At 32.4% G+C, this 24,534-nt stretch carries 17 protein-coding genes; 12 read left to right on the top strand and 5 right to left on the bottom strand.

Going from position 1 to position 24,534, the window contains the following annotated elements; translation table 11 throughout:
- The first annotated feature begins 53 nt into the window (after window positions 1-53).
- The 6 genes from BK011_07425 to BK011_07400 all read left to right on the top strand — a co-directional run bounded on the left by BK011_07425 (window position 54) and on the right by BK011_07400 (window position 11,444).
- Window positions 54-2,414 (top strand): hypothetical protein, encoded by a 2,361-nt coding sequence (locus BK011_07425; GenBank protein AUD65530.1) that lies wholly within the window; start codon window positions 54-56, stop codon window positions 2,412-2,414.
- Between the two features lie 540 nt (window positions 2,415-2,954).
- Entirely contained in the window at window positions 2,955-3,800 is an 846-nt protein-coding gene (locus tag BK011_07420) for a hypothetical protein (protein AUD66165.1), read from the top strand.
- A gap of 138 nt (window positions 3,801-3,938) precedes the next feature.
- The gene (locus tag BK011_07415) at window positions 3,939-6,323 is read left to right on the top strand and encodes a glycogen phosphorylase (protein AUD65529.1); all 2,385 of its coding nucleotides are present in this window, start codon (window positions 3,939-3,941) and stop codon (window positions 6,321-6,323) included.
- 14 nt (window positions 6,324-6,337) lie between these two features.
- Window positions 6,338-7,633 carry a hypothetical protein gene (locus tag BK011_07410; protein ID AUD65528.1) on the top strand — a complete coding sequence of 432 codons (1,296 nt, stop codon included), beginning with the start codon at window positions 6,338-6,340 and terminating at the stop codon, window positions 7,631-7,633.
- On the top strand, window positions 7,630-9,585 hold the full coding sequence (locus BK011_07405; protein AUD65527.1) for a type I pullulanase: 1,956 nt from the start codon (window positions 7,630-7,632) through the stop codon (window positions 9,583-9,585). Before BK011_07410 ends, BK011_07405 begins: the two co-directional genes overlap by 4 nt.
- 11 nt (window positions 9,586-9,596) lie before the next feature.
- Window positions 9,597-11,444: a 1,4-alpha-glucan branching enzyme gene (locus BK011_07400; protein AUD65526.1), complete on the top strand. Its 1,848-nt coding sequence runs from the start codon at window positions 9,597-9,599 to the stop codon at window positions 11,442-11,444.
- Between the two features lie 38 nt (window positions 11,445-11,482).
- On the opposite strand, the gene BK011_07395 is transcribed toward BK011_07400, so the two are convergent.
- Both BK011_07395 and BK011_07390 read right to left on the bottom strand, forming a co-directional pair.
- Window positions 11,483-12,454, bottom strand: coding sequence for a hypothetical protein (locus BK011_07395; protein AUD65525.1), 972 nt, complete (start codon window positions 12,452-12,454; stop codon window positions 11,483-11,485).
- Between the two features lie 2 nt (window positions 12,455-12,456).
- Window positions 12,457-14,250, bottom strand: a complete 1,794-nt coding sequence (locus tag BK011_07390; GenBank protein AUD65524.1) for a hypothetical protein — start codon at window positions 14,248-14,250, stop codon at window positions 12,457-12,459.
- A gap of 119 nt (window positions 14,251-14,369) precedes the next feature.
- Between BK011_07390 and BK011_07385 the strand changes: the two genes are divergently transcribed.
- Both BK011_07385 and BK011_07380 read left to right on the top strand, forming a co-directional pair.
- Window positions 14,370-16,061 (top strand): glucohydrolase, encoded by a 1,692-nt coding sequence (locus tag BK011_07385; GenBank protein AUD65523.1) that lies wholly within the window; start codon window positions 14,370-14,372, stop codon window positions 16,059-16,061.
- A gap of 2 nt (window positions 16,062-16,063) precedes the next feature.
- Entirely contained in the window at window positions 16,064-17,545 is a 1,482-nt protein-coding gene (locus BK011_07380; protein ID AUD65522.1) for a 4-alpha-glucanotransferase, read from the top strand.
- A 21-nt stretch (window positions 17,546-17,566) separates the two neighbouring features.
- Here the strand turns inward: BK011_07380 and glnQ are convergent, their stop codons facing one another.
- Genes glnQ through BK011_07365 form a run of 3 tightly spaced genes read right to left on the bottom strand, consistent with a single transcriptional unit; the run spans window position 17,567 to window position 19,795 of the window.
- On the bottom strand, window positions 17,567-18,298 hold the full coding sequence (gene glnQ / locus BK011_07375) for a glutamine ABC transporter ATP-binding protein (GenBank protein ID AUD66164.1): 732 nt from the start codon (window positions 18,296-18,298) through the stop codon (window positions 17,567-17,569).
- Between the two features lie 4 nt (window positions 18,299-18,302).
- Complete coding sequence (locus BK011_07370; protein AUD65521.1) at window positions 18,303-18,992, bottom strand: hypothetical protein; 690 nt, start codon at window positions 18,990-18,992, stop codon at window positions 18,303-18,305.
- Window positions 18,989-19,795 (bottom strand): hypothetical protein, encoded by an 807-nt coding sequence (locus BK011_07365; GenBank protein ID AUD65520.1) that lies wholly within the window; start codon window positions 19,793-19,795, stop codon window positions 18,989-18,991. The genes BK011_07370 and BK011_07365 overlap by 4 nt, the downstream gene beginning before the upstream one ends.
- A 292-nt stretch (window positions 19,796-20,087) precedes the next feature.
- Between BK011_07365 and BK011_07360 the strand changes: the two genes are divergently transcribed.
- The 4 genes from BK011_07360 to BK011_07345 all read left to right on the top strand — a co-directional run bounded on the left by BK011_07360 (window position 20,088) and on the right by BK011_07345 (window position 24,525).
- The gene (locus BK011_07360) at window positions 20,088-20,315 is read left to right on the top strand and encodes an acyl carrier protein (protein AUD65519.1); all 228 of its coding nucleotides are present in this window, start codon (window positions 20,088-20,090) and stop codon (window positions 20,313-20,315) included.
- 94 nt (window positions 20,316-20,409) lie between these two features.
- Complete coding sequence (locus tag BK011_07355; GenBank protein AUD65518.1) at window positions 20,410-22,818, top strand: leucine--tRNA ligase; 2,409 nt, start codon at window positions 20,410-20,412, stop codon at window positions 22,816-22,818.
- Between the two features lie 113 nt (window positions 22,819-22,931).
- Window positions 22,932-23,459, top strand: coding sequence for a hypothetical protein (locus BK011_07350; protein AUD65517.1), 528 nt, complete (start codon window positions 22,932-22,934; stop codon window positions 23,457-23,459).
- Window positions 23,449-24,525 carry a hypothetical protein gene (locus tag BK011_07345; GenBank protein ID AUD65516.1) on the top strand — a complete coding sequence of 359 codons (1,077 nt, stop codon included), beginning with the start codon at window positions 23,449-23,451 and terminating at the stop codon, window positions 24,523-24,525. Before BK011_07350 ends, BK011_07345 begins: the two co-directional genes overlap by 11 nt.
- Window positions 24,526-24,534 lie beyond the last annotated feature (9 nt).

The following is a 24,534-nucleotide window of genomic DNA, read 5'->3' as shown; positions in this document are numbered from 1 at the left end:
ATGAGGCGGCATAATCTTGCCGTCCTCATTTAGTTTATATAACGGAGGGCTCAATGAAAATATTAAGCATAATTAAAGCGATTGCTTCTGGGATTATTTGGGGCCTAGGACAATTACTCAATGGGCAATTTTTTAAGTTTCTATTCTTTTTTGTCGTTTTTGCATTATTTGTTGGTATTGAATTTGGAACAAGTCATTATCAAGATGATATTAATGCGTATGATAAAGTTGCAGGCAACAATTTAGGTGATGAGTGGTACATCAATGGGTTTATGGCGGAGTATAATTATAATAAACTTGTAGATGGTGCATCTTATGAAGACTTCGAACTATTTTTAGAAGAAATAGGCGGAGAAGAAAATCTAACTGAAGAGTTGTTTATAGAATTTTTTGCTCAAGATCTCAAAAAAAATAGTCCGATCAAATACACAAATTTAGTATCAAGTGAAGATATTTTACTTGACGATTTTAAAGAGAATTATAACGAAGAAAATTTAGTACATTTGATTAGAAAGCAAACTTTATATAAAGATGTTGATGGCAAATACTACGTTGAAAGAAATGTAGAACAAGAAGACGGAAGCAACAAAAAAGAATTTGTAGAAACTAGTATACTAACGGGAGAATTAGTAGAAAGTAATGTAAAAACAAATCTCGATGATTTAACTTTATTTGTTAAGTCAGGAGACATTTTTCGTGCAAATAATAAGTTTTATGTTAAAGCTACAGATGATGTAGCTACAGTTTATATTGATTTACAAACAAGTGAAGTCGTAAGTTTAACTAATCCAACTGAGATTTCAGTTGAAGGACCTATTTATTTACTTGATGGAAATATCTTTGAATATTACGAGCCTAATTTGATATATAACTCACGACGCATTCAGTACAAAGAAACTTCTTTTTCAGTCACATTTAGACAAGCAATGTCATATACATTCTCATATGCTTGGAACGAGTATACAGGTGTAGATATTACTAAACTTATGATTAAAGTTTATCATGAACTTAATCCTGAACTAAAAGATAGTTTTGAAGAACAGTTTAATAATTTCTTTTATGATCGAGGCGGATTATTCGTTCGAGGTTATTGGGCTGTAGTTACATTAGGGACTGCACAAAAAGTTAATATTAGCGGTCACATGGGATTAATGGATGCAATGGTTGGAAATAGCGATAGTGACTTTTCACTATTAACATCGTTTAATGTTTCTGAAACAGTGCCAGTAAGAGGCCATGTTTCAACCATGTTATTACTTGAAGGACTTATTGGTGTTATATTATCGTTCTTTTTCTTCATCTTTATGGGTTGGAGTATTAGAGATGCTTATGTAACAAGTGAAAAGAAGAGAAAAAAAGAAAAAGTGTTAAAAGATGGAGCTTACTTCAAAAATGTATATGAAGAAAGTTTTGAATATATCGTTTTATCACCAGCTATATTTGTTTTAGGTTTCATTTCTATTATGCCAATTGCATTTGGTTTTGTCATTGCCTTTACAAACATTGCAGGTAATGAATCAATGCTGGATACATTTAACTGGGTTGGACTTACGAATTTCATAGCGTTATTTAATTTCACAAGTGGATTAGGTGCATCATTTGGTGTAGCATTCTGGAGAGTTTTATCTTGGACAGTCGTTTGGGCTGTGCTTTCAACGGCTACAGTTTTCTTTGGTGGATTTTTCCAAGCACTTATTTTAAATAGTGAAAAAGTCGTATTTAGAAAATTTTGGAGAACTGTGTTAATTCTTCCATGGGCGATACCAGCATTATTATCACAAATGGTATTCTCAGTTATGTTTAATGAAGTTGGTTTCATTAATACATTCATGCAAGATATTGGTATCTATGAGGTTTTAAGAAATTTAAATATGTTAGGTGTAAGTTATGATAGCTTAACAGGGTTCTCTAAGTTACTTTATTTAGGTGAATCTAATATTCAATGGTTTAGTAATCCATTTAATCCAACGTTCGTACGGGCAACACTTATTCTTGTAAATATTTGGTTAGGATTCCCTTACTTTATGGCACTTATGACTGGTGTTATGACAGCCATTGATAAAACATTATATGAAGCAGCAGATATTGATGGTGCATCTGGCATACAAAAAATTACAAAGATCACTATGCCACTTGTTTTATACTCTACAGCACCTATCCTAATCATGACTTTCTCAGGGAACTTTAATAACTTCGGGGTCATCTACTTTATTACAGGTGGTGGTCCGAACTCTGGTATAGCCAGCAGGGGATTTGCTGGAGACACGGATATTCTGATCTCATGGATGTATACGTTAACGGTTGATTACTCAATCTTTAATATGGCATCTGTGTTCTCAGTACTCATCTTCTTGTTTGTTGGTTCACTAACTGCATGGAACTTATCAAAAACAAGAGCATTCCAGGAGGACTAAATCATGACATTTATATATATAATTTTAATTTATCTTATGTTCGTTTTTGTTGGTGTCAGTTTTGGAACTGCTTATGATCATGCAGTTAAAAAAGGATATGAAGGTAGAAAATATCTTTTAATGAGCTTGATTCCAATTTTTGGATATTATTATGCAAAAAAACTACCAGCAAAGACTAATGTAGATGACATTGAACTTAACCATTTATTAAGTTTTGAAGTGTTATTTAAACGCACTCTAGTTACCATGCTTATTGTTTTTATTGGACTGCTTATTATTATACCTGCAGCAGTACTCATTTATTTATCACTACAAAACAACTTATTACAAACCTTATTCTCGATATTCATAGTTATCTTGATTCTGTTCATTCATCAAGGTACAGTTGTGGATTATGCACGTAAAAAGGGATATGAAGGTACACAAGTTGGATTAATTGGTTTGATTCCCGTATATGGTTTTTATTACTATTATGCGAAGGAAAAGCGAAGAAATGTATCTAGACAAGGATTGAAGGAAGTCTTTAGTCTATCTAATTTCATTCAGCGTATATTGATATATGGTGAAATCACTTTGGTTGCGATCATTGTTATTGTTCCAGTAGTTTACATATTCGGTATGGCATTTTCAAATCTTAGAACAGATATACCTAGTGCTATTTGGCCAGAAAATCCAACATTTGCTGCCTTCCAGTATTTATTTGAAGAAACAAATTTCACAAGATGGTATTGGAATACATTAAAGATAGCGCTCATCAACATGCTAGTTGGTACATTATTAATTACAGGCGCATCTTATGTATTTGCTAGATTCAGCTTTAAAGGTAAAAAAGCAGGACTTCTTACCATATTAGTACTTCAAGCATTTCCTTCATTTATGGGTCTTATTGCGATGTATGTACTATTCTGGAAGTTTGGTTTATTAGGTAAGCCAACTGCACTATCAATATTATATATAGGTGGTAGTATTCCAGGTAACTTATGGCTAATTAAAGGATTTTTATCACAAATACCAAAAGACTTAGATGAATCGGCAATGATTGATGGGGCAAACAAATTGCAAATCTTTATTCGAATCATCTTACCACTTGCAGTACCGATTCTAACGTTTGTTGCGGTATCTATGTTTATGGGACCATGGATGGATTATATGCTTCCAGGATATCTTCTTAGATTTAAGCCCGAAGGTGCTGGTCCAGATTATGATATTACACAGCAATGGACACTTGCTGTTGGTTTATTTAGATTTATTAACGATCTTAATTATCAACATTATAGTGCGTTTGCTGCTGGTGCAATCTTCGTTGGTGTACCAATTACAGCTCTTTATATGGCTTTCCAAAAATATCTTATCGAAGGTATTATGGCTGGTGCTACAAAGGGATAAAAAAAGTATCTATTTTAAGGGTGATCATTTCACCCTTTTTTTGTATTCATTTACATTTGTGTAAACGGTACCAATGAGCACATTGATAGCATTCGTGGTAAAATATAATTGATAAACTATGTAAGGAGACATAATAATATGAATAAAGTATTTAGTACCAAAGATGATTTTAAGAATGCATTTTTATCAAAATTAAATGATACATACAAAGTTGAGTTAAAAGAATCGACTGTATACCAAAGATATAGCGTACTTGCTCATCTTTTGAATGAGAGTTTAGAAGAAGCATTTAACAAAGCAAATACATACGTTAAAGAAAACCAATTAAAGAAAACCATTTATTTTTCAATGGAATTTTTAATGGGAAGACTCATAACAAACAATCTTCAAAATAGTGGTTATTATGACATCGTTAAAGAAGGTTTTGATGAGTTGGGCATCGATTTAAATGAAGTTGAACATGCAGAAGTTGATGCAGGTTTAGGTAATGGAGGACTTGGACGTTTAGCAGCATGTTTCTTGGATTCTGCTGCATCTTTAGCGCTTCCTTTATATGGGAATAGTTTAAGATACAAGCATGGATTTTTTGTCCAAGAGATCAAAGATCATAAGCAAGTTGAACATAAGGATCCATGGTTAGATCATGAGTTTGTGTGGGAATCAAAAGATGAAGAGAATGCAATTGAAATTCCACTTTTTGGTTATGTTGAACATACAAAACTAATCAACCCTATGTGGATTAAAGCCGTTCCTTATGATGTCAAAGTTGTTGGTGACCAAAATGGTGTCGTGACTTCACTTCGATTATGGTCAACTGAACCATCAGATAAACAAGAGCATCAAGATGAAGAATATATGAGAATTGTTGATGGTGTTGATGATCAATTATATCCTGACGATTCAACTGAAGAAGGCAAAACAATAAGATTACTACAATCCTATGTTTTTAGTGCTGCTGGAGTCAAACATGCAATTAAAGAGCACAAAGCACTTGGACGCAGCATGCATGATTTTCATAAATATTATACTTTCCAAATCAATGACACACATCCAACACTAGTCATTCCTGAACTTATGAGAATATTTATGGATGAAGAAGGCATTGGATATGATGAAGCATGGAACATAACAACAAATACTTGTGCATTCACAAATCATACAATATTAGCAGAAGCATTAGAAAAATGGGACAAAGGTATTTTTAGAAACTTACTACCAAGAATCTATGAAATCTTACAAGAAATGAATCGTAGATTTAAAAAAGTACTTGAAGATGATGGTAGATTCAATCATGAACAAATCTATTTAATGTCTTTGATTGGAAATAATCATGTGCGTATGGCTCATATTTGTATCTACGGTTCATTTAGTGTTAATGGGGTTGCAGCGCTTCACACGGATATTTTGAAAAATATTGAAATGAAAAACTTTTACACATTATACCCAAATAAATTTAATAATAAAACCAATGGTATTACACATCGTCGATGGTTAATTCATACAAATAAAGAATTAGTGCAAATTTTAGATGAAAAAATTGGTACATCATGGAGAGAAGACTTAACTAAGTTAGAGTTGTTAGATCCATTTAAAGACGATGAGCACACACAAAAGCAAATTGATGATATGAAACGTGCGAAAAAGCAAGCTTTAGCTGACCGCATCTTAGAACTAGAAGGCGTGAAGTTAGATGTAAATTCGATTTTTGATATTCAAGTGAAACGTCTACACGAATATAAAAGACAACTTATGAATATTCTTCATATCATTTATGTGTATCAAAGATTGAAATCTGATGAAGCTTTCAAGAAAAACTATCATCCACATTCGTTTATCTTTGGAGCAAAGGCTGCACCAAGCTATCATATGGCAAAAGCTGTGATCGAGCTTATTGATACAGTTTCTGAAGTGATAAATAATGATGAAGATACAAATCATTTATTAAAAGTGGTATTTGTTGAAAATTACAACGTCACTTATGCAGAATACATCATGCCTGCAGCTGATTTATCAGAACAAATATCTACTGCGACCAAAGAAGCTAGTGGTACAGGAAATATGAAGTTCATGATGAATGGGGCAATCACGATTGGAACGATGGATGGTGCAAACGTTGAAATTGTAAAAGAAGCAGGTATAGAGAATAATATTATTTTCGGACTATCTGCTGAAGAAGTATCTAAGATTTATGAAAAAAATGGCTACAAGCCAAGAGAAATCTATGACAAAGATGTAAGATTACAAAATGTATTTAAATATATCCGCACACTTCACAAAAATCCATCACATTTTGATTATATTTTAAATAACTTATTAAATAGCGATTATTTCCTAGTCATGAAAGATTTTGATGGTTATGTAAAAGCTCACGAAATAGCAAATGAAGCATATAAAGATCGCAAAGGTTGGTTACACAAATCAATCATGAATATCGCGCATTCAGGATTCTTCACTTCAGATCGCACGATTGCAAACTACAATAAAGATATTTGGCATTTAGAAACAATGAACTTAAACAAATAAAAGGAATGATACATATGGCAAAGCAAACAAACTTAAATTTAAGAAGTGCTACTATATATCAAGTTTTTCCTAGACAACATTCGAAAAAGCAAAATTTCGAAGGTGTCATCGATGATTTAGACAGAATTCATAATATGGGAGTAGATATCATCTATTTACTCCCTTTTCATCCAATTGGTGAAAAAGCTAGAAAAGGGGCTCAAGGAAGCCCTTATTCTATTGTTGATTTCTATCAAATTCATCCAGATTTAGGCACTTTAGATGATCTAAGAAAACTTGTTGATGAAGCACATAAAAGAGATATGAAAGTCATGATGGATATTGTTATTAATCATACCTCCAGAGATTCTATTTTGACTCAAGAACATCCAGAGTGGTTTTATAAAAAAGCCGATGGAACTTTTGCGAATCGTGTTGGTGATTGGAGTGACATCACTGATTTAGATTACAGCAATAAAGAGGTCTGGAACTACTTTATAGAGGTGTTAAAGTATTGGGCACATATCGTTGATGGATATCGCTGTGATGTGGCACCACTTCTACCTATTGATTTTTGGATAGAAGCTAGAAAACAAGTGGATAAAATCAATCCAGAACTTATTTGGCTTACAGAATCTGTTCATCCTGGATTCATCAAATATATTAGAGATTTAGGGTATGACTGTTCATCAGATAGTCAAATGTATGAAGCGTTTGATATTTGTTACGATTACGATATTTTTGATCATATGGATGATTACTTGCTCAAAGATAAAAAGCACTTATCAAGATGGTTGGAAGAAATTTATCATCAAGAGATGATCTATCCAAAAAACTATATCAAGCTTAGAAACTTTGAGAATCATGATCAAAAAAGACTAAGATCAAAAGTCAGGGATCATCATCATTTTATGCAAATGTTAACGATGATGTTTTTTATCAAAGGAACAGCATTTGTTTATGCCGGAATGGAACATGAAATTGATCATTACCCTGATTTGTTTGAAAATGATTTAGTTCCATGGAATAAAGAAAACTCACTTGAAGGATACATTAAGCGATTAACTCATATGAAAAAAGATCCTATTTTTATAGAGGGTAACTTCCATCTAGAAAATAATGAAGATATAGCTGTCTTCTCTTATGATTATAAAGATACTTACTTGTTAGGTATCTTCAATTTAGAAAACAAAAACGAGGTTGCAGTCGCTTTAATGGATGGTATCTATAAAAACGAACTTAGCAATGAAGATATTATCGTTAAACATGGTAAAATAAAGTTGAATCAAGAACCAATAATCATTAGAACACACAGAGGTCAAAAACGATGAATGTTTTTATTGATGATTTTAGATTATTACGTGTAGAAAGTAATGAGTATATTCATGAGATTCATTTAGAAGGTTACGAAGTCAAATGGCTAAGAAATGGATCTCATCAATATTTTAGTACAGATAAAGATATGGAACTTCATAAAGTTGATCATATCACAATCAATGGTGGAAATTATCCGCTTCAAATCGGTTTAGTAACGCTAACACCTGCATTTGAAAAACAATTTAGATATGATGGTCCATTAGGATGTGTTTACTCGAAAGAAGAGACATCTTTTTATCTTTTTTCACCGGTTGCTAAAGAAGTCAATTTGGTCCTTGATAACCAAAGATATCAGATGACATATGAAGAACCCATTTGGAAAATCACTGTAAGTGGTGATCATCATCTTAAACCATATCATTATGATATTCGTTTGGTAGATACATTTAAGTCAGTTAAAGATCCATATACAACAGCTGCATCTGCTAAATATGCCCATGTTGTTGATTTTGATCAAACATTAAAACTTGAAAAAACACCAATTAAGTTAAAAAATCACGTGGATGCTGTGATTTATGAAGGTCATGTTAGGGACATGTCTATTAATTTGGATGTTGAGCATAAAGGTCTTTATGAAGGTCTTGTTGAACACAGCAAGTTTTTAGGTGGAAATGTTTTAAATTATATCAAGAAACTTGGGATAACACACTTACAACTACTACCAGTATTTGATTTTGATGATGTTTTTGATGAAGATAAAAAACTCAAATATAACTGGGGATATAATCCAAGTTTATTTTTTGCAGTTGAGGGATGGTATTCAAAAGAACCAAGTAATCCACTTGATCGCATTAACGGCTTAAAGAAGGTAGTAAAAACTGCACATGATATGAAATTAGGTATAAATATGGATGTTGTTTATAATCATGTGTTTAACCATAAAACATTCCCATATGATGATATTGTACCCGGCTATTTTTATAGACACGATCACAACTTTAAGATGACTGATGGATCATACTGTGGTAATGATGTTGAGTCAAGAAACTATATGGTTCGTAGACTCATTGTTGATAGTTTGATTCATTTCGTAAAAACCTATCAAATTGATGGTTTCAGATTTGATCTCATGGGACTTTTAGACCTTGAGACCATGCTAACCATTGAAAAAGAGCTTAAGAAGATAAATCCTCATATCATGTTATATGGTGAAGGATGGAATATGCAAACAGAAGTTAAACCAAAGGATCGTTCAAATATGCATAATCATGCATCATTTCCGAACTATGCCCACTTTAATGACTTTTATCGTAACACGATGAAAGGAGAACTTCACGGTGATGGCTTAGGTTTTACTATGGGTAATCACCATCTAACACAAAAAGCAATGAAAGCAATCATTGGTTCACCAGATATGTTTTTAACACCTAATCAGTCAATCAATTATGTTGAGTGTCATGACAATTTAACTTTTTATGACAAAATGGTTTTAGCTCATGGTGTCGCACTCCCTGATTTTAAAATTGCTCAAGATTTTGCAAATCATTTGATTGCAATTTCACAAGGGATACCTTTTTATCATGCTGGACAAGAGTTTTATCGTTCTAAAAAAGGTGTAGAAAATTCTTATAATCATCCAGATGAAATTAACCAAATCCACTGGAGAATTAAAGAAGAATCTGTTAAAAAGCTAAGAGCTTTATTAAAGCTTAGAAAAAAATATAAACTATATAGACAAACAAGCTATAACAACCAAGTTACAATCGTTAAAGATAAGAAATTGATTATTTATAGACTTGAAGATGATAAAAACATACTGATTCATTATATTAAAAATTATTATGACTTAGAAAAATTACCATTAAGTGATGGAGAATTAATTTTCCCTTCACAAAAAGCAATTTCAGAAGATGATGCAATCTATGTTGATCAACCAGGTATATATATTGTTCATATCAAAAAATAAAGGAGACTTTTATGCGCCTTATTTCAGATCATGATGTAAACTTGTTTTTAAATGGATTACATGACCAAGCTTATAAAATCTTTGGATCTCACCTGTTAAGAAATGATAAGGGTGAGATTTTCGCAACTGAGTACACTGTTTATGCACCGAACGCAAAAGAAGTACGCTTGATTGCAAGTTTTAACAACTATGAAGGTTGGCAACATGTACTAACAAAAATCCATTACCAAGGCATTTATCGGATTGAAATCCCTGGAAATTATGAATGGGAGATTTATAAATATGAGATTCATACGCATGATGGCCGTATCTTACACAAAACTGATCCTTTTGGTTATTTTACAGAAGTAAGACCACAAACAGGATCCAAAGTATATGATATCGATCATTATGAGTGGCATGATCAAAAATGGATGTATGAGAAAAAGAAACCTTATCAAGAACCTGTACTCATCTATGAAGTACATCTAGGTTCTTGGCAAAGAAAATTTGGAGCTTTTAAGCAATATAACGAAGTTGTCGATGATTTAATCAACTATGTCAAAGAGTATGGGTATACACATATAGAATTTTTACCTTTATATGAACACCCTCTAGATGATTCATGGGGTTATCAGGGAACTGGATATTTTGCTGCTACATCAAGATATGGTTCACCAAAAGATTACATGTATTTAATCGATAGACTTCATCAAGAAGGCATTGGCGTAATTATGGACTGGGTTCTAGGTCATATTTGCAAAGATGCACATGGGTTGAGCTTTTTTGATGGCACACCATTATTTGAGTTCGATGACAAACATCGCAGAGAAAACGTCACATGGGGCACAGACAACTTAGATTTTTCTAAAGGTATTACTAGAAGTTTTATGCTATCAGCACTTACTTTTTGGATGGATTACTTTCATATTGATGGATATAGAATTGATGCAGTCTCTAATCTTATATATTATTTAGGCGATAAGAATGTAGGAGTTAATCAAGATGCGATCAACTTCTTAAGGCAACTTTCTTACCATCTATTTGGTAAAGATGACCGATTCTTATTTATGGCAGAAGATTCCACCGATTATCCACAAGTAACTCATCCTGTGGATGTAGGTGGTATTGGGTTTAACTATAAATGGAATATGGGATTTATGAACGATGTCTTAAGATATTTTAAACAAGATCCTATTCATAGAAAATATCATCATGATAAAATAACATTTGGCTTAGTATACGCATTTAATGAACAATTTGTCTTACCTTTTTCACACGATGAAGTTGTTCATATGAAAGGCAGTTTATCCAATAAAATGCCTGGTGATATGTGGCAAAAACTTGCGAATTGGCGTTTATTACTAACACTTTGGATAACACACCCAGGAAAAAAATTATTATTTATGGGGCAAGAGTTTGCAGGGTTTAGTGAGTGGGATGTGCATAAAGAACTCGATTGGCATATTTTAAGTCAAGCACCCTTTCAAAAACAACATCGATTCTTTAAGGATCTAGCGCAAGTTTATCGTCATCATCCTGCACTTTTTCAGTATGACCATCACCCGAAAGGATTTAAATGGTCCGTTGTGGATGATCAAGATCAGTCTGTTTTTTCTTACATTAGATATAGTGATGATGAGATGCTTGTTGTGGTGTTAAATATGACACCTAATGTACATCAAACATATCATATTGGAGTTCCAAGAGCTGGTAGATATCAAGAGATTTTGAATAGTGATAAAGATATTTATGATGGATCAAATCAATATAATGGTACACAGCTTTATACGGTTAAAGGTGACTTAAACGGATTTAAATACTTTATAAAACCTAAGCTTGGACCTTTAGCAGGTATGATCTTTCAATTTAAAAAATAAAAAAAGGGAAAATCGTTGATTTTCCTTTTTCTTATGGTCTATTTGGTTGATTGACGTTCAATCAATTTTACATCGATAATTTCATGTAAACTCTCAAGTTCTACACCTCTAATTAACCTTGTTAGGTTTATGAAAGATTGCTTACCCATAAAGTTTACGGATTGATGTATGGTTGATATGGATGGTGTACTCCATTTACTATAAGGTGTATCATCGTAACCAATTAATGCAACATCTTCAGGTACCTTCTTGCCAATTTTTTGTAAAATATTTAAAGTTGCTATCGCAAGTGTATCACTAAATGTAAATATACCATCTACATGTGGATTATTTTTGATGATTTCTTCTATTAACTTAATATCTGGACTGACTAGGTCAAAATCAAAGATATCTGCATAAATCTTTGTTGGTTTTAGTTCATTTAAAAAACCTATTGTACGTTCCATAGTGGTCAATAAGAATGATGGTCCTCTAAAAACCAAAATATTTTTTGCTTCCATCTCAATCAACTTCTTAGCAGCTAAAGCACCGCCTTTAACATTATCAGAAGTAATAGATGGAATGTTTTCATCTAAAATATGGTCAACTGTAACTACAGGTATTTTTAACTCAGCTAATTTATCTTTATTAGAAAAGTTTGCGGCAATAATTAAACCTTCGATATTATATTGTTCAAAGAACTTCAAATACTCAAGTTCACGATCTGGATCATCTTGTGTATTACAAAACATAATTTTATATCCATAAGCAGACGCTTGAGATTCAATACCCTCTAGAAGCTCTCCATAAAAACTCGGACCAATATGAGGAACAATGACACCAATAATTTTTGAACTTCTTGATGTTAGAGATCGAGCGAGCTGATTGGGAATAAATCCTAATTCCTCAATAGTTTTTTCAACAATAATTTTTGTGTCTTCGTGAACATAACCCTTTTGGTTAATGACTCTGGATACAGTTGATACACTAACATTCGCTTTTTTTGCGACATCTCTAATGGTAGGTTTCATCATTACACTTCCTTTGAAAGAATTAAAAACTCATAAGTTTCTAAAACCATTTTATCATGAATATCAATAGTTTTAGAAGTTAAAAGATTTTTATACGCTCCTTTATATATAGATGGAAGTGAAACTTCTGTTTTTTCTCCATTGTTGATTAGGACTAAAATCTCGTCATTAGAAGTAGATTTAGTAAATGCTAAAATATTTGAATCGATGAAATGATAATCGTATGTTTTAAATGATTCGTGTGTATGTCTTAAGGCAATGAGTTTTTTTGTGAATGCCTTAAAATCAAGATCTTGGTCTTGTTCATCCCATAGCATACAACGTCTATTATCTGGATCATGCTCACCAGTCATCCCAACTTCATCACCATAATAAATATTAGGAGCGCCGCATGACACGAACATAAACACATATGCTAGTTTCATGCGTCTAGCGTCATCAGCAAGACGTCTTTTAACTCTAACTGTATCATGACTACCCACTAAATTAAACATGTTTTCCATCACATTTTTTGGTGTTTGTGCCAAATATTTTGTAACAAGTTCTTTAAATGTGGATAGGTCCATTTTATGTTCTAGATATTTCCATAAGGGATAACTTAAATCATAGTTCATCACTGAATCCAGTTGATCACCTTGTAGCCAAGGCATAGAAGAATCCCAGTTTTCGCCTAAAATAAATGTATCAGCTTTAGCTTTTCTACTGACCTCTTTAATTTTTCTAAGAAAATCATGACTAACTTCATTTGATACATCAAGTCTCCAACCATCGATGTCATGTTCTTCAATCCAGTATCTAATGCAGTCTAGTAAATGTTTTTCTACTATAGGATGTGAAGTGTTCCATTTTGGCATAAATGGAGTGAAAGCAAATGTTTTAAAATTAAGTTTTGTTTTGTGATAATTGATTGGTTTACCATGCTTATCTAAAGGGAAATTAACAATCGGGAAATCATCGATGAAAAAGCAATCTTTATACATGCTTTTTTCACCATGTTCTACCACATCCTGGAAAAATTCATGATCAAAACCTGTGTGATTGAAAACACCATCAAGCATGACTTTAATATCTAATGAATGTGCCTTTTTGACAAGTTCATGAAAATCTTCATTTGTACCGAATTGTGGATCTATTTTAAAGTAATTTGTTGTGTCATATTTATGAGCTGAAGGTGATTCAAAAATTGGTGTAAAATATATACCTGTGACACCTAAGTCTTTTAAATAAGGTAGTTTATCAATCACACCTTGTAAATCTCCTCCATAAAGTTCATGATTACTTACTGGTAGTTTACCCCAAGGCAGTTTAGAACGCTTTTCTTTAGAAAAAAAGCGATCAGGAAATATTTGATACCATACAGTATCTTTAACCCAACTTGGTGTACCATGCAAATCTTCATGATTAACAAATGGGAAATTAAAATACTCACTCAAATCATAGGTTTCAAAATAAGCATTTTCATGTGTGAGTTTTCTCGTTTGTCTTGCGCCAAAGATGAATTTTTCACCTTGTGTCTCCAACAAAAATGCATATTTCGTACGCAAGAATTCTGGTTTAATTTCAATAAAATAAAAATCAAAGTCCTCAGTTTGATATCTAACATACATCTCATCAATGTGATGAACCCAAGTAGGATTTCCATCTTTATCACCGACCCAATGAAAAGGATCACCGTGGATGATTTTTACGCTTTCTATATCATTTTTTGCAGTTCGTAATGTTATGTGTAATGTCTGTTTGTCGTATGCATAAGCGTATTCTGATTTCGCTTGATGCCATAAAGCTAAAGTATTCATATTTATCACCAAAATAATTATATCACAGCAAAAAAAATTAAAAATGTGAAACCGCTAACATTATATCTTAAAGCATCTTAATATGATACAATTAGTATATGGAAAAAGGAGTTTTTAGCATGCAAAAAAAATGGTGGATGGAAAGCGTAGGATACCAAATATATCCAAAGACATTTTATGATTCAAATCATGATGGTATTGGTGATTTAAATGGTATTTATGAAAAATTGGACTATTTAAACAACCTTGGTGTAAATCTCATTTGGATATGCCCTTTTTATGATTCACCTATGGATGATAATGGGTATGATGTTAGAGATTTCTTTAAAGTAAGTGAGTTATTTGGAAGTATTGAAGATTTTAGAAAGCTTGTTGATAAAGCCCATGCGTTGGGTATTAAGATTGTTATGGACTTTGTTTTAAACCATACATCTGATGAACATCCTTGGTTCTTAGAATCTAAGGAATCAAAAGATAATCCATATCGTGATTACTATATATGGCATGAAGGCAAAATCAAAGATGATAAAAAAGTAGAACCTACCAACTGGGGGTCGTTTTTTGGAGGTAGTTGCTGGAACTATGATGAACAAACAGATAGCTACTACATGAAGATTTTTTCTAATAAAATGCCAGATTTAAATTGGAAAAATCCAAAAGTTCAAGATGAGATGATTAAAGTAGGTAAATGGTGGTTAGATTTTGGTGTTGATGGCTTTAGAATTGATGCTGTTTCACATCTAGATCGTGATGAGTTTATTGATGTAGAAGGATCGACCGATAAGTACCCACTTGATTGGCATAAGTTCTCTAACTTGCCTAAGGTTCATGACTATCTAAAAAAAATGAATCAAGAGTTATTTCGACCATATGATGCACTAACGATTGGGGAAGTTGGTGGATCTGCAAGTATCGATCAAGCAAAAAAATATGCTGGCTTTGATCGTGATGAACTATCCATGGTCTTTAATTTTGACCACAATTGGTGTAATAACTTATTTGAGATCACAAACCCAAAAAAATTGATTACAAATGTGAAATCCTTAAAAGAAGCATTTAACAGATGGCAAGAAGCATTTAAAGAAAATGGATGGTTACCACTTAACTGGTTAAACCACGATCAGCCAAGACTTATGAGTCAATATGGTGATTACAAATATCCTGAAAAATCAGGGAAGATGCTTGCTACTGCACTGCATATGATGAGAGGAACGCCTTTTATATACCAAGGGGAAGAAATTGGAATGACCAATTACCCTTTTGAAGATGTTAATGATTTTAACGATATATCTTCAAAGGCCACTTATACATATGAGTTAGAAAAAACACCTGATGATCCTGTAAGAGCATTGAAGATTGCTTCGCTTAGATCTAGAGATAACGCTAGAACAATCATGCAATGGGAAAACAAAGAGTTTGCAGGTTTTTCTCAAGTGAAGCCCCTAGCTTTGCTCAATGAAAATTATAAGAAAGTAAATGTTGCTGATCAATTATTAAACCGAGACTCTTTGTGGCATCACTACAAAAAGTTAATTGATCTAAGAAGACATAGTCAATATCATGATGTGATCACTTTTGGAACTTATGTTCAAATTGATCTTGAACATAATGACTTATATATTTACGAAAGAAAACTTAATAATCAAAGGCTTTTAGTCATTAATTCTTTCAGCAGAAAAAAAGTAATGTATGATTTAAGTCATTATGAAATCATAGATGTAGTCATATCAAATTATAGCAATCAAAAATATAAAAATCAAAATATAGTGTTAAGACCATACGAATCGATCGTATTGGTAGTTAAGGAGTAGTTATGAGAAGAAGTGGAATATTATGTCATATTTCGAGTTTACCAAGTCCATATGGTATTGGTTCATTTGGTAAGCAAGCATATGATTTTGTCGACTTTTTAGTAGAATCAAAACAGTCTTATTGGCAAATATTACCTTTAGGGCCGACATCATATGGTGATTCACCATATCAAACATTTTCAGCATTTGCAAATAATCCATATTTTATTGACCTAGATATTTTGGTCAAAGAGAAGCTCATCAAAAAGTCTGATATTAAAGCGACTTTTGATTCAGAGCAATATGTGGATTATGACAAACTATATGAAGAAAGGTTTGAAATTTTAAGAGTTGCTTTCAAACGATTTGATCGCAATCATCAAGATTTTCAGCAATTTCTTTTAAAAGAAAGTCATTGGATTTATGACTATGCTTTATTTATGGCTCTAAAAGATCATCATCACGGAGATTCTTGGTTGTACTGGGATGATAAAATTAGACTTAGAGACGAACAAACATTAGATCATTTTAAAACAGTATTAAAAGATAACATCGAATTCTATCAATTTTTACAATTTAAAGCATATGAGCAATGGTATAACCTTAAAAAATACGCTAATGATAGACATGTTGAAATCATCGGTGACATGCCTATATATGTTTCTTATGATAGTAGTGATGTTTGGGCGAATCCAGAAATGTTTGATTTGAATCAAGAACGTCTACCTTATCATGTCGCAGGAGTCCCACCAGATAATTTTTCTGCAGATGGACAACTTTGGGGAAATCCTTTATACAATTGGTCATATTTAGATCAACATGAGTATAGCTGGTGGGTTGAACGCGTTAAGTCATCTATGGAGTTATACGACATGATTCGTATTGATCATTTTATTGGCTTTGTTAATTATTTCAGTATTAAATATGGTGAAAAAACAGCTGTTAACGGTGAATGGAAAAAAGGGCCAGGCAAAAAACTATTTGATGTCATCAAAGAAAAATTAGGTTTTGTAAATATTATTGCAGAAGACTTAGGCGTTGTTACAGATGATGTTAGAGCACTTTTAAAAGAAACGGGTTTTCCAGGTATGAAACTATTACAATTTGCCTTTGATTCAAGAGAAGAAAGTGATTATATACCACATTTATATACAAGAAATGTGATTGCTTATACCGGAACACATGATAACCCAACAACAGCAACTTGGTTTGATATGCTTCCTGAACATGACTTGAAATATTGTATTGAATATATTAATCATAAAGGTTCTGGTTCAAGAGTGGATAGCCTAATAAAGACCACTTTAGGATGTATCGCAGATACTGCAATCATTCCAATTCAAGATTATCTACATTTAAAAACAGAAGGCAGAATGAATATCCCATCAACACTTGGCAATAATTGGAGATGGAGATTAACAAAAAAAGACTTATCCAAGAAGTTGCAAAATAAAATTAAACACTTTACAGAATTGTATGGAAGAGTATATGAAAAAGAGGATTAAAAAATCCTCTTTTTTGTTGGTCTATATAACATTAACTCTCTTTAAAAATGCTTTTGTTCTCTCTTCTTTTGGTCTTGAAAAAATGTCTTCTGGCTTTCCTTCTTCAACAATTAATCCTTCAGCCATGAAAACGACACGATCAGAAACTTCTTTAGCAAAACTCATTTCATGTGTAACGATTACCATCGTCATACCTTGATTAGCTAAGTTTCTCATAACATTTAGAACCTCTCCAACCATTTCTGGATCCAAAGCAGAAGTGGGTTCATCAAATAGCATCACATCAGGATTCATTGCAAGTGCACGAGCGATTGCAACTCTTTGTTTTTGACCACCTGATAACTGATTTGGATAGCTATCTATTTTTTCACTTAAACCAACTTTTTGTAAAAGTGATTCAGCTAATATTTTCGCAGCTTGTTCAGATGTGTTTAACACTAATTTTGGAGATAATGTTATGTTTTCTAAAACACTTAAATGTGGAAACAAATTAAATGATTGAAAGACCATACCCATTTTTTCTCTTAACTTATTAATGTTTTTATCTTTGATGTTTAATTGATGACCTTCAAATATAACTTCACCTGATGTTGGGACTTCCATCAAGTTCATGCATCTTAGTAAAGTTGATTTACCTGATCCAGATGGCCCTATGATAGTTACAACTTCACCTTTTTTGATGGATAAATGAACGCCATTTAGTGCATGGGTATCTGCGTTAAATGATTTTTTTAAATCACGAATAACGATGATTTCATTATCTTTGATCTGCATAGCGTAATCTCCTTTCAACACGGTTCATCACCTTAGATAAAGGGAAAGTTAGTGCTAAGTATAATAGTCCTGCAACGATATATAGTTCTGTAACAGCAGGAGAGCTTGATTTAATAATACCAACTTGGTACATCAGTTCAGCGACACCTAAATACATAAAGATCGATGTTTCTTTAATGATGGTTACAAACTCATTTCCTAAAGCAGGGAATATATTTTTGATTGCTTGAGGCAACACAATTTTAAACATGGTCTGTTTACTGTTTAAACCTAAAGAACGTGCAGCTTCTGTTTGACCCTTATCAACAGCTAAAATACCACCTCTAATGATTTCTGAGATATATGCTGAACTGTTAATTAATAATGCGACAAGACCTGGAATGAAACTACCCATGTCCATGCCACCAATCAAAAATAGAGGTATGTTTAATAGTTGATAAATAAGTAAAACCTGAACAAGCATCGGTGTTCCACGGATAATTTCAACATAAAATGTTGCTGGCATACTTAATGCTTTATTAGAAGATAGTCGCATAAATGCTGGTATAAGTGCTAATATAGACCCTAATACTACTGCTAAAAAAGCGAGAATTAAGGTCATCATCAAACCTTGGAATAATAATCCTACACTATACCAGTCTAATAAAAATGAAAAGTTTAACTGAATATTCATGCTGAATACTCATCTAACCACTCTGTAATACTTCCATTAGCTAATAATTCATCAATGACTTCATTAATAATCGTTAATAATTCTGTATTGCCTTTTTGAACGCCGACAGCATTACCTTCATAGCCCTCTAATTCAGGTAAAGTTAGTTTTACAAAGTTTTCGTATCCGTTATTCATATGCGTATTTGCGACTTCTTCCTCAGTAAATAACGCATCAATTTGATTGTTTTCTAGATTATTTAGTAATTCTTTTAAATCTTGTACAATTTTTGCTGTTGCAAGTGGTGTAAATGTTTCAGCAAATTCTGCTTGAATAGACCCTGTTTGAGCACCTACTCTAATTGTTGCTTTATTCAAATCCTCGATGGTTTGATATAAAGCTGCATCATCTTTGTGAATAAGTACAACTTGAACAACACTATCTTCTGTATAATATGATTTCGAAAAATCAATGATCTCTGATCTTGAAGGTGTAGGTGTCATCCCAGCGATAATAAAATCTACTTTTCCTGATCTGACATCTTCAACTAAAAAATCAAAACCTTTATGTACAACTCTTAAATTCTTGTTTAAGCGATGAGCGATTGCCTTAGCAATTTCAATGTCAACACCTTCCACTGTGTTTTTACCATTTTCATCTTGAACAATGTTCTCATATGGTGGATAATCAGCAGAAGTTGCCATCGTAACAAACCCATCGTAGTTCTCATCTAAAATGAAGTCAAAAACGTTTGAACTATTTTGACACCCATAAGCAAGTATAGTGATTAGACTTAAAACAATCACCAAAAAAATTTTTTTCATTTATCATTCTCCTTTTTATTTTCATCATAAAAAAAAGCCACTGGTGGCTTCGTCCTTATATGCTCAAGAGTATCAAAACTCCATCTTGGGAAATAGCCATGCTTTTTTTCGATGAGATAATTTTAACACTTTTAAAAAAATATGCAATACAAATTATTAAAAAAGATTAAGTAAACGTTATCATAACAAAAAATCACATAATACTTTGAACATCAAAAAAATATAATCTTTGGATTGACAAAAAAGTAAAAATAACTTATAATAACACTGCTATATAAAGGAGGATTTATAGATGGTATTCGAACGCGTAAAAGAAATGATCGTAGAAGAATTAAGTGTTGAAGCAGAAAAAGTTACTCTTGAATCAAGATTAGCTGAAGATTTAGGTGCAGATTCAATTGATGCAGTTGAACTTATCATGAACATCGAAGATGAATTTGAGATTCAAGTAAGTGATGAAGAAGCACAAAATATCAAAACAGTAGGGGATCTTGTAAAGTATATTGAAGCTTCTAAATAAAAAATAAGGGTTATATGAAAATATACCCTTTTTTTATTGGAAAAAAAGGGTTTTTTTAATATAATAGATATATGGCGAAAGAAGGTATAGACATATGTATTATAATTTTAAAGACATAGAAAAAAAATGGCAAACCTATTGGCATGAACATAAGCTATTTAAAACGCAAAATGACCGTTTTAAAGAGAAATATTATGTTTTAGATATGTTTCCCTATCCTAGCGCAAACGGGCTTCATGTTGGACACATAGAAGGATATACAGCAACTGATATTATCAGTCGTTTTAAACGTATGCAAGGTTATAACGTATTGCATCCAATGGGATGGGATGCTTTTGGTTTACCTGCTGAACAATATGCATTATCCACAGGTAAAGATCCAAGAGAATTTACGTATCAAAATATTGAAAATTTTAAACGTCAAATCATTGAGTCAGGAAAAGGGATTGATTGGGATCGAGAATTTGCGACTGCAGATCCGGGATATTTCAAATGGACACAATGGATTTTTAAGAAAATGTATGAACACGGATTAGCGGTTTTAAAGGATGTTGAAGTTAATTGGTGTGAAGGATTAGGTACAGTACTTGCAAACGATGAAATAGAAATTAAAGATGGTAAGATGACATCTGAACGTGGTGGATATCCTGTTGTTAAGAAAGCGATGCGTCAATGGGTGCTTAGAATCACAGAATATGCTGATCGTTTATTAGATGATTTAGACTTATTAGATTGGCCAGAGCACTTAAAAGAAATGCAACGCAATTGGATTGGAAAATCTGAAGGTGCAATGATGACTTTCAAAGTCGATCAATCTGAGCATGAATTTGAAATTTTCACCACAAGACCTGATACCATTTATGGAGCGACTTATTGTGTCTTAGCACCAGAACATCCCTTAGTTTTACATATTACGACTGATGATGAAATGAGTGATGTTAAGGCGTATATTGAAAAAACAAAACAAAAAACAGATATCGATCGTCAAATGGATAAATCGAAAACTGGTGTGTTTACGGGAGCTTATGCAATTAATCCTGTAAATCACAAAAAAGTACCGATTTGGATTTCTGATTATGTGCTTGTTCAATATGGAACTGGAGCTGTTATGGCAGTACCTGCACACGATGAAAGGGATTATGAGTTTGCTCAAACATTTGGACTAGATATGGTAGAAGTCATCAGAGGTGAAGCAGAAGGAGCTTATACTGGTGATGGTATTCATTATAATAGTGGTATCATCGATGGGCTTTATAATGATGAAGCAAAACAAAAAATCATTGAATATTTAGAAAAAACAAAACTAGGATATAAACATAATACATATAGACTTAGAGATTGGGTATTTTCTAGACAAAGATATTGGGGAGAACCATTTCCTGTCATATTTGATGATCAAGATAATATATTGATCCTTGAAGATGATGATCTTCCACTTGAACTTCCAATTTTAAAAAATATTAGACCAAGTGGTACTGGTGAATCACCGCTAGCAAATGCTCATGACTGGCTCAATGTAACGTATAAAGGTATTAAAGGTAGAAGAGATACAAATACCATGCCACAACTCGCAGGTAGTTCTTGGTACTTTATGGGGTATGTCTTAAAAAACCATTTAGCAATGGTTCCACTTGATTCAGATGAAGCAAAACAACTATTAGATAAGTGGCTTCCTGTTGATTTATATATTGGTGGAACTGAACATGCTGTAGGTCATCTTTTATATGCAAGATTTTGGACGAAATTCTTATATGATTTAGGTTTGATTTCACATAAAGAACCGTTTAAAAAATTATTTAATCAAGGTATGATTTTAGGTGATGATCATTCTAAGATGAGCAAGTCTAAAGGTAATGTAGTTAATCCAGATGAAGTGATTGAGTCTCATGGTGCAGATGCACTTAGGTTATATGAGATGTTCATGGGACCTTTAGAAGCTGAAAAGCCTTGGTCAACTGAAAGTTTAAATGGTGCTAAAAAATTCTTAGACCGTGTATGGCGTATGTTCGACTTTGAAATCATAACAGATGAAGTTAAAGAACTTAGAACGATTTATCATCAAACCATTAAAAAGGTTACAGATGATTATGAAAAGCTTGCTTTTAATACCGCAATCAGTCAAATGATGATTTTTGTTAACGATGTTTACAAAGTCCAAAAAATATCCAAAGATCAAGCAAGAGGATTCTTAAAATTATTAAATCCAATTGCACCACATATGACTGAAGAAATCAATCAAGAAATATTAAAACAAAACGAGCAACTCATTTATTCTGAGTGGCCAACATATAATCCGTCATTTTTAATTGTTGATGAAATTGAATATGTTATTCAAGTTAATGGTAAGTTAAGAGCGAAATTTGTAGATAGTAGAACCATATCACAAGATGAACTTAAAGAAAAAGCACTTTCTCAAGAAAATGTAGTTAAACATTTAGAAGGATTGACAATTAGAAAAGTCATCGTTATTAAAGAAAAACTAGTCAATATAGTAGCTAACTAAACGAAAAGGTTAATGGACATTCATTAACCTTTTTCTTTACAAAGTGATAAAATAATAGTTGAATACCAATAAAAATCGGTTTTAAATTGTATACATTATGTAAGGGGTATATTATGGACGCTAAAATGAATGATATCATCAAGGAGTTTAAGACTAGAAATTATCGTCATTTTGATGACTTTTATGAAATGACAAACAGACAAGTATATTATGCAATTATTGCTATTGTCAAAGACGATGATGTCGCAAAAGACTTGATGCAGGACACGTATATGAATTTTATCAATAAAATAGAACAGTTCAAATTAGGTGGTAATGTTTATGCTTATCTTTCAATGATTGGAAGAAACTTAAGCATTAACTACTACAACAGAAATAAAAAGGAAGTTCATTCAGATGAACTCTTTGAAACTATCCCTTCAAATGAAAAAGTCATAGAAAAAGATGATCGTGACATACTAGAATTACTTAATCTTTTAAATAAGGATCAAAGAGAAGTTGTGGTACTTCATACCATTAATGGACTCAAATTTAAAGAAGTTGCAAAAATTATGGACAAACCTCTAGGTACAGTCTTATGGTTGCATAAAGCAGCTATTGATATATTAAAAACGAAAGTAGGTGAGATATATGAAAGATAAAACAATTATAGAAATGATTAAAAGCAAAGCACAAGAAAAGCATGTGCCTAATGTTTTGGATCAACTCAAAGAAAAGCTTAATATCGAAGTCATCAAAGAGCCAGAAATCATTCATGAACCCAAACGCACATTTAATTTTAAAGGTTTATATGCTTCACTGACATTCGTTTTAGCATTATCTATCGTGCTTGTGATATCTTTATTCTATCAATCACCAACGATCAACTTACTGGAAGATTCTGATTTTAGCGATCATGTCATGCTTTCAGCTATTTCAACAACAGAAATCATCAGTACAAACGAGGAGTTAAGTCTTGAAGGCACTATGATTTTAGTTGAAGAAAATGAAGAAGATGATTATGTTGAAAATCAAATCGATGACGTTTTAAAATATTCTGAAATCGTTGAGACTTTACTCATGAATCAAGTGAACTTTGGGAAAACTTATTTAGATTCTGACATCGATGATTATAAGTATATGATGAACTTTTCATTCTTAGATCTAAATGATGAAGATATCACATATAAACTCTATTATAATCAAACGATTAATCATGAAAATCAAACGTATGTCTTAGACGTCATACTTGTCACGCAAAATGAATCATATCCACTTATCATAGAAGGAGAACTAGATCAAAAAGCTTTTGTGATGACATATCAACTGAATAGTCAAGAACAAATTAAAACTGCATATGATGTCGTAGGTAGAGTTAATCAATTCACCGTAAGAAAGATGTTTCAAAACGAAATTATCCAAGAATCATTGATTAGTTATGAACATAGAAATCAAGTTCAGTTATCATTCATTAGAGGTGGGGCTAAAGGTCGATATGATTTTACATTGGATGATTCAGTGCCTAATCAAAAAGGGATGAATATCAGATATCAAATAAATGATACTGATGAAGGGTCAATAACAATAAGAATTGATAACAATAATCGAGAACAATTTATTATTGAAATTAGACCTGATCACAGACCACCATCCGTGATTGAAAAAGAAAGACCATATGGCCCACCAAGAAGAGATCACCCAGGAAACCCTAACATGCCAAACAGATAAAAACAAAGA

Source organism: Tenericutes bacterium MZ-XQ (assembly GCA_002838205.1).
Lineage (GTDB): Bacteria > Bacillota_I > Bacilli_A > Acholeplasmatales > Acholeplasmataceae > Mariniplasma.
The sequence above is the reverse complement of the archived record's forward strand: the minus strand, read 5'-3'. Positions and strand labels throughout refer to the sequence as shown.